17 protein-coding genes and 1 pseudogene are annotated in these 16,858 nt (G+C 67.6%); 12 read left to right on the forward strand and 6 right to left on the reverse strand.

The genetic code is table 11. The features are described 5' to 3' along the window. A pseudogene (locus ACESLR_RS05390) lies at positions 1–303 on the forward strand (adenosine deaminase); the annotation flags it as partial. 24 nt (positions 304–327) lie between these two features. Here ACESLR_RS05390 and ACESLR_RS05395 read toward each other — a convergent pair. Beyond that, the gene (locus ACESLR_RS05395) at positions 328–816 is read right to left on the reverse strand and encodes a PleD family two-component system response regulator (RefSeq protein ID WP_373024585.1); all 489 of its coding nucleotides are present in this window, start codon (positions 814–816) and stop codon (positions 328–330) included. 241 nt (positions 817–1,057) lie between these two features. Here ACESLR_RS05395 and ACESLR_RS05400 point away from each other — a divergent pair, with 241 nt between their 5' ends. Further along, positions 1,058–2,401 (forward strand): diguanylate cyclase, encoded by a 1,344-nt coding sequence (locus tag ACESLR_RS05400; protein ID WP_373024584.1) that lies wholly within the window; start codon positions 1,058–1,060, stop codon positions 2,399–2,401. Positions 2,402–2,586: 185 nt separating this feature from the next. On the opposite strand, the gene ACESLR_RS05405 is transcribed toward ACESLR_RS05400, so the two are convergent. Next, entirely contained in the window at positions 2,587–4,101 is a 1,515-nt protein-coding gene (locus ACESLR_RS05405) for an AAA family ATPase (RefSeq protein WP_373024583.1), read from the reverse strand. Between the two features lie 411 nt (positions 4,102–4,512). On the opposite strand from ACESLR_RS05405, the gene ACESLR_RS05410 reads away from it, so the two are divergent. Both ACESLR_RS05410 and ACESLR_RS05415 read left to right on the forward strand, forming a co-directional pair. After that, entirely contained in the window at positions 4,513–5,256 is a 744-nt protein-coding gene (locus ACESLR_RS05410; RefSeq protein WP_373024582.1) for a class I SAM-dependent methyltransferase, read from the forward strand. Between the two features lie 145 nt (positions 5,257–5,401). Next, complete coding sequence (locus ACESLR_RS05415; protein ID WP_373024581.1) at positions 5,402–5,725, forward strand: hypothetical protein; 324 nt, start codon at positions 5,402–5,404, stop codon at positions 5,723–5,725. A gap of 28 nt (positions 5,726–5,753) precedes the next feature. On the opposite strand, the gene ACESLR_RS05420 is transcribed toward ACESLR_RS05415, so the two are convergent. Continuing rightward, on the reverse strand, positions 5,754–7,190 hold the full coding sequence (locus tag ACESLR_RS05420) for a diguanylate cyclase (protein ID WP_373024580.1): 1,437 nt from the start codon (positions 7,188–7,190) through the stop codon (positions 5,754–5,756). Positions 7,191–7,300: 110 nt separating this feature from the next. Here ACESLR_RS05420 and ACESLR_RS05425 point away from each other — a divergent pair, with 110 nt between their 5' ends. Then, the gene (locus ACESLR_RS05425) at positions 7,301–8,314 is read left to right on the forward strand and encodes an MDR family oxidoreductase (protein ID WP_373024579.1); all 1,014 of its coding nucleotides are present in this window, start codon (positions 7,301–7,303) and stop codon (positions 8,312–8,314) included. Positions 8,315–8,371: 57 nt separating this feature from the next. Then, positions 8,372–8,722, forward strand: coding sequence for a hypothetical protein (locus tag ACESLR_RS05430; RefSeq protein WP_373024578.1), 351 nt, complete (start codon positions 8,372–8,374; stop codon positions 8,720–8,722). Positions 8,723–8,765: 43 nt separating this feature from the next. On the opposite strand, the gene trxC is transcribed toward ACESLR_RS05430, so the two are convergent. Then, positions 8,766–9,200 (reverse strand): thioredoxin TrxC, encoded by a 435-nt coding sequence (gene trxC / locus ACESLR_RS05435; RefSeq protein ID WP_373024577.1) that lies wholly within the window; start codon positions 9,198–9,200, stop codon positions 8,766–8,768. A 75-nt stretch (positions 9,201–9,275) separates the two neighbouring features. Continuing rightward, positions 9,276–10,151 carry a cupin-like domain-containing protein gene (locus ACESLR_RS05440; protein ID WP_373024575.1) on the reverse strand — a complete coding sequence of 292 codons (876 nt, stop codon included), beginning with the start codon at positions 10,149–10,151 and terminating at the stop codon, positions 9,276–9,278. 467 nt (positions 10,152–10,618) lie between these two features. Between ACESLR_RS05440 and ACESLR_RS05445 the strand changes: the two genes are divergently transcribed. Next, on the forward strand, positions 10,619–11,539 hold the full coding sequence (locus tag ACESLR_RS05445; protein ID WP_373024574.1) for a patatin-like phospholipase family protein: 921 nt from the start codon (positions 10,619–10,621) through the stop codon (positions 11,537–11,539). A 75-nt stretch (positions 11,540–11,614) separates the two neighbouring features. Next, positions 11,615–12,577 (forward strand): pentapeptide repeat-containing protein, encoded by a 963-nt coding sequence (locus ACESLR_RS05450; RefSeq protein WP_373054409.1) that lies wholly within the window; start codon positions 11,615–11,617, stop codon positions 12,575–12,577. 142 nt (positions 12,578–12,719) lie between these two features. Here the strand turns inward: ACESLR_RS05450 and ACESLR_RS05455 are convergent, their stop codons facing one another. After that, positions 12,720–12,941 (reverse strand): hypothetical protein, encoded by a 222-nt coding sequence (locus ACESLR_RS05455; RefSeq protein ID WP_373024589.1) that lies wholly within the window; start codon positions 12,939–12,941, stop codon positions 12,720–12,722. Positions 12,942–13,099: 158 nt separating this feature from the next. Between ACESLR_RS05455 and ACESLR_RS05460 the strand changes: the two genes are divergently transcribed. The 4 genes from ACESLR_RS05460 to ACESLR_RS05475 form a co-directional block, all read left to right on the forward strand. After that, positions 13,100–13,324 (forward strand): hypothetical protein, encoded by a 225-nt coding sequence (locus ACESLR_RS05460; protein ID WP_373024588.1) that lies wholly within the window; start codon positions 13,100–13,102, stop codon positions 13,322–13,324. A 185-nt stretch (positions 13,325–13,509) separates the two neighbouring features. Beyond that, on the forward strand, positions 13,510–13,893 hold the full coding sequence (locus ACESLR_RS05465; RefSeq protein WP_373024571.1) for a hypothetical protein: 384 nt from the start codon (positions 13,510–13,512) through the stop codon (positions 13,891–13,893). 161 nt (positions 13,894–14,054) lie between these two features. Beyond that, entirely contained in the window at positions 14,055–16,532 is a 2,478-nt protein-coding gene (locus ACESLR_RS05470) for an EAL domain-containing protein (RefSeq protein WP_373066770.1), read from the forward strand. 132 nt (positions 16,533–16,664) lie between these two features. Next, a partial coding sequence (locus ACESLR_RS05475; RefSeq protein ID WP_373024587.1) for an MliC family protein occupies positions 16,665–16,858 on the forward strand: 194 nt, incomplete at its 3' end.

The following is a 16,858-nucleotide window of genomic DNA, read 5'->3' on the forward strand; positions in this document are numbered from 1 at the left end:
ATCCCGCTGACCGTCTGCCCGCTGTCCAACATCAAGCTGTGCGTTTTCGAACACCTGGAACAACACAACCTGAAGCGCCTGATGGACGCGGGGCTGTGCGTCACCATCAGCTCGGACGACCCGGCCTATTTCGGCGGCTACGTGGGCGAGAACTTCCGTGCAACGGCCGCGGCCCTGCAGCTGGACCTGGACGACCTGGAAAAACTGGCGCGCAACGCCGTCGATGCCGCATTCCTGGAGGCCGACGCAAAACAACGCCTGCACGACGAAATCGGCGACTGGCGGGCCCGGCGGGCCGCCTGAACCGCGAGAGCGGCTTCGGGGCGCCTACCCGGAGAAACGCGTCGGGCGCGCCGGCAGGCGGCCCTGCTCCACCAGTCGCTCGATGCGCGTGAACACCTCGCCGCGTCCGAAGGGTTTCTGCATGAAGTCGTCGGAGCCGATGCGGTCGAGAAAGTACGGTTCCACCGCATCCTCCTTGCCACTGATCATGATCACCGGCACCTTCGCGGTGGCGGGGTCGCGGCGCAGCTGGCGCAGCATCGCAAACCCGGTCATCCCGGGCAGGAGGATACCCAGGAAGATCAGGTCCGGTGGATGCTCGCGCGCCAGTGCCAGCGCCTCCTCGGCATCGCCAGCGCAAACCGGCTCCAGTTCGTTCTGCTCGAGCATGCCGGAGAGCGACGCGACCACCGCGCGCGAATCGTCCACCACCAGCACCCGCAGCCCCCGGGCGGCCTCTTGGCGCGACTTCCTGCGTCGCTCGCCGGCCTTGCCGAAGCGCAGCAGGCGGCCCATTCGCTGCCTGTAACTCATGCCGGACTCCTTTCCTCATCCACGGGCGTCGTGACCGACCGGTCTGAACGCATTGTTCTCCTGCCGGTGCGCACTGTCCACCGCACCCGTCGACGCGGTTTGAAGCCCGGGGCCATGGCGTGCATGATCCGGCTTTTCGTGCGGATCCCTGAAAGGAGTCAGAACCCGCCATGAACCCGAACGATCCCCGTCCACCCGACACGACGGCATCGACCCGGAGCCCCGCAGCGGGAGTTCGGGCATGAAGATCCTGGTTGTCGACCGTTCGCGCGTGTTCCGGGCGTTGTGGAGCCGCATGGTGCTGGCCGCCGGGCACAAGCCCATCATGGCCAGCAGCGGGGCCGAGGGGCTCGCGCGCATCGACGAGAATGACCTGGAGCTGGTCTGCGCCTCGATCACGCTGCCCGACATGACCGGCGTGGAGTTCTGCCGCCAGGCCCGTGCCAGGGCCGCCGGACACGACCTGCCCCTGATCCTTCTGACGACCAAGCAGGACCACGACGTCCGCCGCCAGGCGTTCGAGGCCGGTGCCACCGACGTCCACGACAAGAGCAACATCCGCGACCTGTTCCACCAGGCCGCCCGCTACGGGCGCCCGGTCGAACACGCCCACGAAGGAAACGTGCTGTACGTCGAGGACAGCCCCACTGTTGCCCGCGTGATGATCCGCATCCTCGAGGGTATGGGACTCGAGGTCGCGCACTTCCGCAGCGCCGACGAGGCCCTGCAGGCCTTTGACCGCGTCACCTGGGACCTGGTGCTATCCGATATCCTCGTCGAGGGCGAGATCAGCGGCATGGGACTGGTCAGCCGGCTGCGCCAGCAATTCCCCGACAAGACCAGCCTGCCGATCGTCGCGATGTCCGGACTGGATGACCAGAACCGGCGCGCCGAACTCTTTCGCCTGGGGGTCAACGACTTCGTCACCAAGCCTGTACTGGAAGATGAAGTCCGCGCCCGGATCGGCAACCTGCTGGCCAACAAGCGACTGTTCGAGGAAGTGCAGGACCAGCGCCAGAAGCTCTACGACATGGCGATGGTCGATCCGCTCACCGGGCTCCGCAATCGCAACGTGCTGGCGGAGTGCGCCGAGCGTTTTTTCGCCGAAGCCAACCAGAAGGACATGCCGCTGAGCCTGATCCTGCTGGACATCGATCACTTCAAGCAGATCAACGACAGCCACGGCCACCTGGTCGGCGACGAGGTCCTGGTCGGGGTCGGCGAGCTCCTGCGCACGACCGGGCGCGAGACCGACGTGGCCCTGCGCTTCGGCGGCGAGGAATTCCTGCTGGTCCTTCCCAAGTGCGACCTGTTTGATGCCCACACCCGCGCCGAGGGACTGCGCCAGCAATTGCGCGAACTGCAGCCCGCCGGGCTCACGATCACGGCGAGCTTCGGCGTGACCAGCCGGCCCTCCGGGCAGGACGTCAGCATGAATGACCTGTTCCGGGTTGCCGACCAGGCCGTCTACCGGGCCAAGAGCGAGGGTCGGGATCGCGTCATCTCGCAGCCCCTGGACGGCACCGGGGAAGCTGCCGGCCCGCCCGCCGGGAATGGTCCGCCAATCCTCGAACCATCTGTCTGAGGCGCGGACCCGAGCCGCCATTCAGCCCTGGATACCCGCCGACCGCCGGTCCCGTCGACCTGCCCGGTCTGGCCACCGCCCGCCGTACCGCCAACGGGACCCCTACCCGCCCTCGTGCCCCCCCCTTATCCGAGTAGAGGCGGCCCGGACCGGATCTCCGGCACCCGGGACAGCGGACCGGGCGATTAGCCGGGCGCGGCGCCCCTTGTCTCCGGCTTCGACGCGTTAATCGCGCGCTGGAACACCCAGCTCTTGATCTCGCGGATCTGCTCCACCATGGTCCGCGACAGCGGTACCGTGTTGATCACGTTGCGGATCACGTCGCGCTGGTTGAACACCCGCCCCTCCTGGTAGGCGTCGATCCGCGCCGACTTCACCGCCTGCTCGATCTCGGCCCCGCTCCAGCCCTCGGTGCTGGCCGCCATGTAGTTCAGGTTGAAGTCCTCGAGCTTGCCACCATGACGCTGGACGTGGATACGCAGGATCTCCTTGCGCTCCTCCACGTTCGGCAGGTCGAGGAAGAACAGCTGGTCAAAGCGCCCCTTGCGCATCAATTCCGCCGGGAGCTGCTGGATGCGGTTGGCGGTCGCCGCCACGAACACCCGCGGCGACTTCTCCTGCAGCCAGGTGAGGAAACTGGAGAAGATATTCACGTTGCCGGCGCTGCCGGCGGCATGACTGTCGAAACCGAACGCGTTCTCCAGCTCGTCCACCCACAGGACCATCGGCGCGATCTCTTCGGCGATCCGGGTGGCCCGGGCAAAGGCGTACTCCGGCGTGCCGAAACTGCCGGACAGCACCAGGCTCATGTCCAGCCGCACCAGCGGCAACCCCCAAGCGGTGGCGATCGCCTTGGCGGCCATGCTCTTGCCGCAGCCGCTGACTCCCATGAACAACACGCCCGCGGGCAGCGGCACGTTGTCGTTCCAAGCCTTCTCGGTGAACAGGTCGGCGCGCGTGCGCACCCAGTCCTTCAGATTCTCCAGACCGCCGATATCCTCCAGCGAGCGCTGCGGCGGATAGAACTCGAGGCAACTCTCCTTGCGCAGGATCTGGCCCTTCTCCTCCTGGATCTCCGCCAGCATCTCGGCCTCGGGCAGCGGCGTTCCGCGGAACAGCCGCGCACTCAGATGCCCGACCTCGTTCAGCGACAGGCCGCGCATGCCCGCCGCCACCCGGAACAACTGCTCGCGCGGGACCGCCTCGGCACCGCGGGTGTGCTCGAGTTGCTCCAGCACCTCGGCCTCGGACGGCAGGTCCACCTCGACCAGGAAGACCTCCTTTTTCAGGATCTCCGGAAGCTTCAGCAACGGGCAGCTGAGGAACACCACGTTGCGACCCTTCTTCAGCTGGTAGTAGAGATCGCGCACCCCGCGCACCAGCGACGGGTCGTCGTCGAACCACATGGGAAGGTCCTTCAGCAGGACCATCCGCGGGGCGTCCGGCTCCCCCGCGGCCATCCGCGCCACTGCCGCCCCCGGATCCGTCGTGGGCGCGTCCGGGTCGTCGTGCTCGCCGAACCCGTGGCTTGCGGACCAGACCTCCAGATGTCCTTCCTCGCCATAGAACGAGCGCGCGACCGAGCGCAGCAACCGTTCCATGCGGTCCTCGTCCCAGCCCAGCAGGTAGAACACCGGGTAATGCGACCTCAGCCCGCGCAGGATCTTGTGTGCCGTCCGATTCTCGAGTGTCTGGCTCAATCCGCCTCTCCCCCGGGGTGGCTCCGTCTGCCTTGATGCATAGAGCCCGGACCGAGTGTACCCATACACCGCACGGATGCGAGCCGCGTCCCACACCAAGACGGCGCATCCACCGACCCGAGGCGTCGGCCCTCCCACGGCCCTTCCCGATCTCGCGCGCCAGCCTCGGCCGCAGATCGCCCTGCTCCACCCGCCCCTGCTCGCCCTGGCGCCCCGTTTGTTGCTGGACGCCGTGCCGCGTTGCCGGCTTCGGAAACAGCGCGCGCGGCGCATCGAGACTGACGAATGACACATGCGGATGGCGCAAGGCCCCGCCAAAGCGAGAGCCACGTCGCGATGTGTGCCCGGCCCGTCTGTGACCACCCGCCAGGTTGGTTACACTGTCGCGCACCATTCAAGCCCGGCCCCCGCGTGACCCACCATACCGCCCCTCAAGCGCACTCGGACATCGATGACGTCAACCAGCGTTTCTACGATGGCCTGTGGGCGGACACCCGCCTGGTACACCCCGAACGCTTCAATACCTGGGGACTCGTCTCCGATCTGTCCCGATCCCATGCCCGCCGGCTCGAGGTGGGACCCGGGATGCGACCACGCCTGCCCATCGCGGACACCCACTTTGTCGACATCAGCGCCCCGGCCCTGTCCGCGCTCAAGGGCGAAGGGGGCGTGACCCACTCGGCGCCCATATCCGCTCTGCCCTACGCCGACCGGAGTTTCGACCTGGTATGTGCGCTGGACATCATCGAGCACGTGGAGGACGACGAGTTGGCCCTGGCGGAGCTCTCGCGCGTCGCCGCACCCGACGCCCGGGTCCTGCTGTCCACCCCGCTTCACCCGGAATACTGGACCCCCTTCGACGACATTGTCGGCCACTACCGGCGTTATGAACCAGACAACTTGACGAAGCTGCTGGAACGCCACGACCTGGAGATCGAGCAAAGCGCGATCTTCGGGATGAAGCCGAAATCCTCGCGGCTCAATGACCTCGGCATGTGGTTCCTGCAACGCCACCGCCCCGTCGCGATGAGGGTCTACAACCGCTTCCTGATGCCCCTGGGGCTGCGCCTCCAGAAACCGCTCGAACTGCGCCCCGGAATGGTCGCCACCGAGGGCGTGGAAGAAGTCTTTCTGGTCTGTCGCCGCCATCCCTGAGGCCGCCCGCGCCTTCCCGCACGAGCCCCGGAGCCGCCTCCGGCCCGAGACGCGACGAAAAACCCGCTCATCGCCATGCCGGCTTGATGGAAACCCTTCGCCGGTTGTACTGTCCATGCAGGCAAGCTGCCCGAGAGAACACCCGATGCTCGACCTGCTGCGTTCACGTTCCACCTACCGCGATCAGCGCTTCCAGTTTTCCCTGCTGGTGATGGCCACCGGGTTCGTGCTGACCGTGCAAAATCCGGAGGCACAGGAATCCGCTGCGGAACTGTTCTCCAAGGTCGAGTTCCCGGATTCCGCCCAGGTGCAGGACATGCGGCCGCAGCTGCCGCCGCCGTGGATGGAGGGGGACCAGGGCGCGAGCGAGGACTCCGAATCGACCCCGGTGGTCACCCTGCTCGAACGCACCGATGCACGCTCCGCCGACCCGCGCGAGCGTCCGACTCGCGTCACCGGCGAGGAATGACCCCGGCCATCAACGCCAGCGGCGTACCTCACAACCCCGCCGCGCAAACCCGGTTTCGCCCCTCGCGCTTGGCGCAATAGAGCAACCGATCCGCCTCTCCCAGCAGCGTCTGCGGCTCCAGCGACCGTCCACCGGTCACCACGCACACCCCCAGACTCACCGTAACCGTGTCTTTCACGTTGTCCGGGTGCATCAGTTGCAAGGCCTCGACCTCGCGCCGAACCCGCGCGGCAACCGCCCGCGCGCCCTCCAGCGAAGTATCCGGCAGGATACAGGCAAACTCCTCGCCCCCGTACCGCGCGGCGAGATCCGTGGGCCGGTGCGCCGCCTCTAGCAGCACCTCGGCGACCCGGCGCAGGCAGTCGTCCCCGTGCATATGCCCGAAGCGGTCGTTGTACGGCTTGAAGTGGTCGATATCGATCATCAGCAGTGCGAGGTTCAGCTCGCGCCGGGAACCGCACTCGCGTTCCAGTGCCGCATCGAACTCGCGCCGGTTCGCCAGGCCGGTCAGGCCGTCCACCCGCGCCTGCCGCGCCAGCTCGGCCTCCGCCTGCTTGCGTGCGAAGGTGCCGGCAATGATGTCCGCCACCACCTGCAACGTGGCAATCTCTTCGCGGCTCCAGTGGCAGCGGTGATTCACCGAGTCGAAACCGATCATGCCAAAGGCGTTCTGGTCACTGATCAGCGGGATCAACAAGAGGGATTCGATCGCCTGGCGGCGAAACTCGGCCTGCTCCACGGCGGCCGCCCGGGGCAAATCATCTACGTCGGGGACATGCACGGTACGACCGCCACGGATCTGCCCGGTCACCCACGCGTGCGCCTCCAGGGGGATTCCCTGCATCTCGTCGAGAAACGGCGTAATACCGGGGGCACACCACTCGTGGACCAGGTCCATCGTCTGCCCGTCCGGTCGGAAGCGGATCACGTAGGCGCGCCCCATGCGGAAGAACCCGCCCAGGCGTTGCAACACCCCGGTGATGGCATCGTCGACCGCGTCGGCGCCGATGTCCGCGAACTGGGCGGAGATCGCGGACACGATCTCCTGCAGGCGATGCTGCCCTTGCGCCCGTTCCTCCAGCTGCTTGCGTTCAGTGATGTCCTGGGCGATGGCGCTGGCCCCGAGCAGCGCACCATCGTCATTGAAGAACCTCTGGGCGTGCCAGGACAGAATGCGCTCCTCGCCATGGCGGGTCCGGATCGTGGTTTCCAGCTCCGCCATGTCACAGCCCTCCTGGATAACGGCCTGCATCTCGGCGACGATTGCTGCGCGATAGTCCGGATCGGGGTAAAGCCAGCCCCAGACCGCGGCATGCCCCACGACCTCCTCGCGACTGTAGCCACTGATCCGCTCGGCCGACCGGTTCCACAGGGTGACCCGCCCCTCCGTGTCCAGGGTATTCACCCAAACTGGCGCATGCTCGATGATCAGCGAATGAAAACCCGCGGACGAATCTTCCGCCATACCCCGCCCTCCCGACCGGAAACGACGATGGTTTCCCCTTTTCGAGGTTAGCAGGCACATCCGCGTTTGGTAGGCTCGTGCGCCTGGCCCCAAGCAAACCGCGGATCCCGATGACCGACACCTTCAAGGCCCTGGTGCTCGAAACGCATGCCGGCAGTCCGTCGGCCGCGGTTCGCACACTCCACGCTGACGACTTGCCGGCCGGCGAGGTCCTGCTGCGGGTTCACTATTCGGGGCTCAACTACAAGGACGGCATGATCCTGCGGGGCCAGGGCAACCTGGTCCGGGAATACCCGCATGTGCCGGGCATCGATCTGGCCGGGACCGTGCTCGAATCCGCCGACCCGCGCTTCGCTCCGGGCGACCCCGTCGTGCTCACCGGGCACCGCGTGGGCGAGATTCACTGGGGCGGCTACGCGGAGCGCGCCCGGGTACGGGCAGACTGGCTGATCCCGAAACCCGCGGGCTACAGCGCGCGCCAGGCCATGGCCGCGGGTACCGCCGGGTTCACCGCCATGCTCGCCATCCAGGCCCTGGAGGATCACGGCTTGCGGCCGGACGCCGGGGAGGTTCTCGTGACCGGGGCCACCGGCGGCGTGGGCAGCATCGCCGTGAGCCTGCTCGCCCGGCTGGGCTACACCGTCACCGCCGTGACCGGCCGCCCCGAGAACAGCGAATACCTGCACCACCTGGGCGCCAGGCACATCGTACCCCGCGCGGATCTGGCCGACGCCCCGCCCAAGCCGCTGCTGGGGGAACGCTGGGCCGGCTGCGTGGACACGGTCGGGGGCGACATGCTGGCCCATGTGCTCGCCGGAATGGCCTACGGATGCTCGGTGGCGGCCTGCGGACTCGCCGGCGGAGCGCAACTGCGGACCACGGTCCTTCCGTTCCTGCTGCGCGGCATCAACCTGCTGGGGATCGACTCGGTCCTGTGTCCCGCCGAGCAGCGGCTGGCCACCTGGAAACGCCTGACCGCTCTCCTCCCCGGCGACGACCTGGACGCGATCACCACCGAGATCGGACTGGACGACCTGCCGTACTTCGCCGAACAGATCCTCGCGGGGCGGATTCGCGGGCGCACGGTGGTACACCTGGATCCGGAGGACGCTCGCAACGCGTGACACCCCGGCCCGCCCGGAACCGGCTATCCTGCGGGGACCACCAGCCCGGAGGCATCCATGACCGAACTCGCATCCCGCCTGAAGTCGATCCGCGACCGCCTGGCCGAACTGGAAGGCATGGCCCGGGAGGATCACGCAGAAGCCGCCCACCGCCTGACCGCCGAGCTGACCCGGGATCTGAACCGGGCGCTCGAGGAAGCCACCGGCTCCGGAGAGGGCGGGCATGCGACCGCCCCTGGCGAACCCCGCCCTCCGCGGGACCCGGTGGAGAAGTGCCCGCGCTGCACCCTGCGCAGCTTTACCTTCCAGGACGGCACTATCCGGGAATACCCGGACCAGCCGGGGCACTTCGAAGCGCAGTACCACTGCATGAGCTGCGGTCACGAGGCCTGGCGCCGCCTGGGCTAGCAACCGAAACGCGGGCCGGAGAACCCGCACGGGCTGGAGCCGGCTAGACCTGTCCCCGCGTCCAGCGCACGATATCCGCCGCGCCCATGGCGCCGGCCTGGCGCGCGACCTCGCGCCCGCCGCGGAACAGTGCCAGCGTCGGGATGCTGCGAATGCCGAACTGCTGTCCAAGACCGGGCTCCGCCTCGGTATTGACCTTGGCGAGCCGCACCGTCGGCTCCAGATCCCCCGCCGCCTGCCGGAACTGCGGCGCCATCATCTTGCAGGGGCCACACCACGGCGCCCAGAAATCCACCAGGAACGGGATATCGTTGCGCTCCAGATGCCGGCGGAAGTTCGCGGTGGTCAGCTCCAGCGGCTCCCCGGCGAATAGCGCCCGATGGCACTGGCCGCACTTCGGTCCGGCCCCCTGGCGGGCGGACGGGATTCGATTCACCGCATCGCAGTGCGGACAGACCACATGCAGGGCTTCATTCACGGCAACACCTCGTCTGAGCCAGATCAGAAAGTACCCGTCGCTTGATCTTATCCCACAAGTGGATCGCTCGGGCCGTCAGGGCTTGTGATGGCGGCCCAGAAACCGTTCGGTGCGTTCCACCGCGCGGCGTTCGTTGCGGTCATTCCAGGGCTGCCCGATCAGCTTGCGCATCGTCCCCTCGACGGTCCGTGTCACCAGGATATTGGTCAGCATGCGAGCGGCATTCGGTAGATCGCGCGGGAAGGCCCGCAGCGCCATGGAGAAGCTGATGTCGTCATAGAGCACGTAATGCCAGAACCCAGGCGGGATGTAGAGCGCGTCCCCGTGGCGCAGTTCGGCCAGATGACCGCGCACATGCCGCAGGCCCGGATGGCGGTCGTAGTCGGGATCCTCGAAGTCTACCGCGGCCAGCGCGCTGAACGAGAATGGCACGTGGTACATGTACGACGTGTATTCGGGGGACACCAGCAGTACACGCTTCGGCCCGCCAAAGTGGCACAGCAGGATGTCCGGACGGTCGATGTCGAAGTGCATCTGCACCCTTGCGTCCTTGCCGCCCATGAACAGAACGGGCAACTTGCGGAACAATCGCAACCCGATTTCGGGAAACTCGAAATCGCGCGCCAGCGCCGGCCGGGCGGCGAACAGGTTGAAGAAGAACAGGCGCAGATCGCGTTCCCCCTCCGCCAGTCGATCCAGGTATTCCGCCAGGGGCATGTGCAGCGACGCGGCGTGCTGATGTTCGTTGCCACACGCGGGACGGCTGTCGTACAACGGCACGACGGCGTCGCCGGCCACCTTGCGGAAATAGTCGGCTGTCCAGCGTTCGCGCGCCGGCCACTCCCGGGTGAGCTCTTCCAGAATCACTGGCTGCGCAACCGCCTTGTACTGCTGCAAGAACGCGTCCGCTGCGACGGCTCCAACCCGCTCCACTGGGGTGGTCTCGATCATTGCAGGTCCTGTCTCCTGGGGCCACATTACTGAATCTACGCTCGTACTCGAGTCGCCGAGCGTGCGAACAAGGCGCGGTGACCGCGGTGCACTGTTTGGCAAAAGGGAGCCGCAACGCCGTGCGTGCGCCCGTCTTCGATCAACAGCAGGCAGCCGGGCCCCGGCCCCACTGCATTCACATCGTTTGTGGCGCTGGGATCCAGGTTCCGCCATCCTGCTTTGCGGCCCTTGCCGCTCGAGCCACTGCCCGCTGCCGACCCTCCTGGAGCGCCAACGCGAGGGTTTACCCTCATCCCGGTTTCCCCTGCGAATCGGTCAGCCTACCAACCCCTCTGGCCGCGCGCGATCCTGCGCCACACCCCACCACCGCTCGCCAGCGAACGTCCTGGCTTCACTTCACTTGCCCGCGGCTGCATTCAGGCTCAGGGTAGCAGCATGACTCTCGCAATTCGGAAACACACTGCGCAATGAGACCGTTGCCCGCCCTCTGCCTGATCCTCTCGCTGTTTGCCGCCCCGGCCGTACTGGCGGCGGATCGCGCCGACGCCCAACCCCCGACCATCGGCCTGGCACTGGGCTCGGGCGGCGCCGGCGGGCTGGCGCATATCGCCATCCTCCAGGTCTTCGACGACCTCGATACCCGGCCCGACCGTATCACCGGCACCAGCATCGGGGCCGTGATCGGCGGACTTTATGCCGCGGGGCTGGATGCCGACGAGATCCTCGACCTGTTCGACGACTTCGCCGGCTCCGAGCTGGACGCCCTGACCGGCCTGGCGCGCTCGGACATCCGGCTGATGGATCTCGTCCCGCTGCGGCTGGGCCGAAATGCCCTGTTCGACTCCGGCGAATTCCTGCGTTTCCTCGCCGAGCAGACCGACGCCCGCGACTTCGACGACCTGCGCATCCCGTTCGCGGTGGTCGCGACCGACTTTCGCACCGGCGAAAGCGTGGTAATCGACGAAGGCGACCTGTTCAAGGCCATCGAGGCCAGCATGGCAGTACCGGGGCTGTTCGCGCCCGTCCGCTACGGCGACGCCCAGTACCTGATCGACGGAGGCGCCTCCAACCCGCTGCCCTACGACCTGCTGCAGGGTGAATACGACTACGTGATTGCCGTGGATGTCTCCGGCAACGGCGCGCAGAACGACACCGAAGACATCGGCATCACCGACCTTCTGTTCAAGAGCTTCAGCATCATGCAGGCCTCCATCGTCCGCCACATGACGCGGCTGGACCCACCGGATCTCTACCTGATCCCGGATACCCGCGACATCCGTCTGCTGCACTTCAACCGCATCGACGAGATCCTCGAAAAGGCCGGGCCCACTGCCAACGAACTGCGCGAGCATCTCGAGGCCTGGGGCATCCAGCCGCCCGGGCCGTAACACGGTGGAGGCAGAGGTCATGCCCTATAATCGCGGCATCCCTCGCAACGGACGCGACGCCATCCCGGGAGAACCGTGAACCACGACACCCGCAATGCCCCCCCCGGTTCGGATGAGCCACCCGCGGAGACCGGCACGGGCACCGGACGCCACGAGCTGTGGTACACCCGACGGGATAGCCAGGTCTGCGGGCCCTATCCGCAGCGCTCCATCGGCCGCTTCCTGATCCTCGGCCGCCTGCGCCCGGATGACGAGATCAGCCTCGACCGGGAGACCTGGTGGCGCATCGACCAGCGCCCGCACCTGATCCCCGAAGAACTGCAGAATGCCCATACCCCCGAGGGCCGCGAGCGCCTGGAACAGGCGCGCCTTCGCGAGGACGAACGCCGGCGCGAACGCCGCCACGACGCCCCGCCTCCCGAAATCCGTGAACGCCGCAAGGCCGACCGGCGCTGCCCGGAATCACCGGAGACGGTCTCCCACCGGCAGCAATGGGCCGAGATCCTGGAACGACCGGCACCTCCCTGGACCCAATGGTTCCGCGGACCACGCCCCTGGATCGCGGGCGGCCTGGCGGTCGCGGCAGCCCTGGCGTTGCTGATCGGCTTCGGCATCGCCTTCGAGCGCGATACGGGACCCGACTGCGACGCATCACCGGCTCCAGGGATCAACTGGAATTACTGCGACAAGGCCGGGGCCGACCTGCGCGACGGCGACCTCACCGGGGCATCCCTCCACAGTACCCGCCTGGCGGGGGCGCGCCTGCAAGGCGCGCGCCTTGCCGACGCCGACCTGCGCTTCGCAGACCTCTCCCTGGCCGGCCTGGAGGGGGCAGATCTCGCGGGCGCCAACCTCACCGGCGCCGACCTGCTGCAGACCCGCCTGGCGGATGCAAGCCTGGAACGCGCCAACCTGACACACGCCAACCTCACCGGCGCGGAGATGGCCGGTGCGCGCCTGGACAATGCCCGGCTCGATCGCAGCATATGGACCGACGGCCGCACCTGTGCCCGCGGCTCCATCGGCACCTGCAACTAGGGCAACACGGATTGATGTACGCGCTCGCGTTGGGACACCGGGTTTCCCGGAACCGCGCGTGCATGAATCCGTGTTTCCCTGGGACCCAGGGCTGGCCCCAGCGTCCAGACCGTGCCGCGGGCATCCAGTCGCGAAACCCCGCCTATTCGCCGTCGCGCTCGCCGGCCGGGTCCAGGTCGACCCCCAGCTCCCCGGCCACTTCCGCCCAGTACGGCTCGGCCTCGCAGGAACAGCAGTCACACCACACGGTCACGCCTTCATGCATGCTGAGCCGGCTGCGCGGGGCCCGTGCCATCCGCGGCTCCGATGTCTTGCCGGATACCGGTGCCACCCGCTCTCCGGCCGTGCCACGGGATTGAGACATGGCTGTACCTCCCGACACGCGGTCTTCTGACCCAAGAAAACGCTGATCCGAACGGATCGACTTCTCATTCAGCATAGACCCCCGCAAGCGTCCCGGGCCAGCAGGCGCGCCCCGGCACCGTCTACTCTCGGCAGGATGTTTCCCGCCTCCCGGTGAACATGATCGCCCGACGCGACAAGATCCTGCTTTCGATCTCGGCCGCAGTCCAGTTCGGCATCCTGCTGCCGCTGGCCACGCTGGCCGGGTTCCTGTGGCAGGAGTCCGTCGTCGCCGAACAGCCCCCTGTATCAGGCCAAGCGCAGCGGACACAACCGGGTCGCCAGCGCCGCTGGTCGCCACCCGCCCACCCACGACCTGAACCATCCTCGACGCCGGTGATCTGAACCGATGGCAGACAGCCCACGCAGAGACCCGGCGGGGACCGGAACGTTGCCCATGCCCGGCCAGACCGGGCGCCGGGGCCGTGAACCATGTCCGATCCTCGCGAAGCGTTCGCCGGGTCACATGGAAAACATCCCGGATGAGGACCAGACTCCGGGGAAACGGCACCCCGGAGGGAGTGATCGACATGACCAGCCTGCATGAACCCGCGCGGGAACCTGCGCTCTACCGATTTCTCGGCATCGTCCTGCCTCCGGTGGGGGCCTATCGCTACGGAGCCGCCGCCCACAGCTGCGCCGCGCCAATCGCCATTGTCTGGGCAGCCGCCCTCGTCTCCATCGCCTATGCCCTGCTGACCGGCCTGGCAGGCATGTCCGGCTACGGTGGCTTCCCACTGGCCATCGGCCTGTTCCTCTGGGGGTTCGCCACGGTATGGACCTTCCTGGTGGTGCGGAACGTGCAGGCCGATCCTTTCCTCACCGACCCCCAGACACACGAACGACGCGTCCGCCAGCGAGAGGACGATCACGACCCGCTGGAGCAGATCGATTCCGGCAAACACCCGCGCTGACGTCGCCGCCCGTAACCACGCCCTATTGAACCGCGCCGCGTTACCACCCCTGAAATCTGCCTCTCGAATACGGTTTGCGCCTTCGGAAGTCCCCTGCCAGACTCGAAATCACGCGTTCGGGTGGAACGGGCCATCAGGACGCGTCCGACAGGGGAGCATGCATGAGCGATTCGTCCGGGGTGGAGGTCCAGTACCAGGACCTGGTGGAAAACCACCCCTTCATCATCATCTGCTATCGCCCCGATACCACCATCTTCTATGCCAACCGGGCGGCCCACGAGTACTTCGCGGCGCCTCCCGGAAGCCTGTCCGGGCACCGCTGGATCCATGACCTGCCGGAAGACCGGCAGCCCGAGAATCGCGCCGACCTGCTGCGCTACACCCCCGACGCGCCCGTGCGCACCATCGAGAACCCGGTGCGCCGCGGCGATGGCGCCGACCGCTGGATCCGCTGGACCAGCCGCGCCTTCTTCAACGCGGCCGGGGAGATCACCCACTTCCAGACCCTCGGCATCGACGTCACCGACCGCAAGCAGGGCGAGCTCCTGCGCGAAAATCTCCTGGGGAGCCTGGCCGAGGGCGTCTTCGGCATCGATGCCGACGGCAACTACACCTTCCTGAATCCCGCGGCCTGCGAACTGCTGGGCTTCGCCACGGAAGCCGAGGCACTGGGCCGCAACTCGCACGAGTTGTCACACCACACCCGCCCGGACGGCCAAGCCTTCCCGCCCACCGAGTGCCCCGTCTACCGGGTCCTGCGCACCGGCGACTCCCTGCACGCCCGCGAGGAGTATTTCTGGAGCCGCGCGGGCCACGGCTTCCCGGTACTGATCAACGCCGCCCCCCTGTTCGATGCCCGCGGCCGGGTGACCGGCGCGGTGGTCTCATTCCAGGACATTACCGAGCGCCGCGCCGCGCGCAGGGCGCTGGAGCAGCGCGAGGCCGAGCTGCGGGAGGCCCAGCAGATCGCCCACCTGGGCAACTGGATATCGGACTTCGAGGCCGGCGTCATACGCTGGTCCGACGAGGTCTTCCGGATCTTCGGCCTCGAATACGACCAGTGGGGTGCCACCCATGAGGCCTTCATGAAGGCGGTACATCCCGAGGATCGCGAGCGCGTTCAGCGCGCGGTCGACGACGCCCTGACCCCGGAGAGTCCGGAATACGACATCGAACACCGCATCGTCCGGCCGGACGGCGATATCCGCGTGGTCTACCAGCGCGGGACCGTGGACTTCGATCCCCAGGGGCGCCCGCAACGCATGGCCGGCGTGGTGCACGACATCACCGAGCGGCGCGAAGCGGAACGCCGGCTGCACTTCATCACCTACCACGATGCGCTGACCGGCCTGCCCAACCGCACCCGGTTCGGCGAACGTGCCGACCAGGCTGTGGCCGATGCCGAACGCCTGGGTCGGCCGCTGGTGCTGGCCCACATCGGCCTGGACCGTTTCAAGAGTGTCAACGAAGGCATGGGTCAGGCTACCGGCGACGAGGTCCTGCAGCACGTGGCCCGGCGCCTGGAGAACCGTCTGCCGGTCGGCGGCGTCCTCGCCCGGCTGGGGGGCGACGAGTTCGGCGCTCTGCTGCCAGTGGAAGCCCCGGGGGCGGTCGCCGGCTCGGTCACCCGCCTGCTGGAATCCCTGCGCCAGGTCATCAAGGCCGGCGAACACGAGCTGTACGTCCCGGGGTCCATCGGCGTCGCCGTGTATCCCCACGATACCCGGGACACCGCAGACCTGATGCGCCGCGCCGAGTCGGCGATGCACCTGGCCAAGCGCACCGAAGGCAACGCCATCGAGTTCTCCTCCGGCGACCTGAACAGCGACGTACGGGCCCGCGTCTCCCTGGAAGGCCAGCTGAGGCGCGCCGTGGACCACCAGGAAGGGTTCTTCCTCCACTACCAGCCGCGGGTCGCCGCGGGGGACGGACGCGTCGTCGGCGTCGAGGCCCTGCTGCGCTGGCAGGACGCGGCCGGCACGGTCCATTCGCCGGCCACCTTCATCCCGATCCTCGAGGAGACCGGGCTGATCGTCGAACTGGGTCAGTGGATCCTGACCGAGGCCTGCCGCCAGTGCCACGCATGGCACCAAGCGGGGCTGCCGGCGGTGCGCATGTCCGTCAACCTCGCCGCCCCGCAGTTCCGCGACCGGCAGATGGCCACCAGCATCGACCGGGTCCTGGCAGAAACCGGCCTCGACCCCAACGCCCTGGAACTGGAAGTCACCGAGACTATGCTGATGGCCGACATCGAGCAGGTCATCCGCACCCTGGGCCAGTTCCGCAAGCGCGGGGTCCGGGTCGCCCTCGACGACTTCGGGACCGGGTATTCCTCGCTCGCCTACCTGCGTCGTTTTCCGCTGGACGTGCTGAAGATCGACCGCAGCTTTGTCGCGGACCTGCAACCCAGCGCCAGTGATGCAGCCATCGTGCGCACCATCCTCGGCCTCGCCGACAATCTGGGCCTCGAGTCCGTCGCGGAAGGGGTGGAAACTGCGCAACAGCAGGCGTTCCTGCAGGAGGAAGGCTGCCAGACCCTGCAGGGCTTCCTTTTTGCGCGCCCGCAGTCTGCCGCCGACTGCGAACGCTTTCTGGCCCGCCCCGCATCAGCCATTGCACACCCGGGGTACCGCGCCTGAGCGGTTCCCGCGTGTTGTTCCCGCGCACCGGCACGGAAGCCGCGAACATGCACATCGATCCGTGTTTCCCTACGATGGACCCTCACCAACCGGAGGTACCGCGTGCGCGCCACAATCGTACTGGCAGGAATCATGCTGATCGGCGGCTGCAGCGCGCTCCCGCGTGGCGATGACGCCCCGCCCGAGGTGGCCTATGTCTGTGCCTATGGCCCGGAACTGACCGTCACCTTCGAGGACGACCAGGCCCTGCTGGCCTTCAGCGGTGCCCGCGCACGCCTGCAGGCCACCGAGACGGCCTACGGCGGGCGCTACGCCAACCCCACCGA

This window comes from Thioalkalivibrio sp. (assembly GCF_041685615.1).
Taxonomy (GTDB): Bacteria; Pseudomonadota; Gammaproteobacteria; order Ectothiorhodospirales; family Ectothiorhodospiraceae; genus Thioalkalivibrio.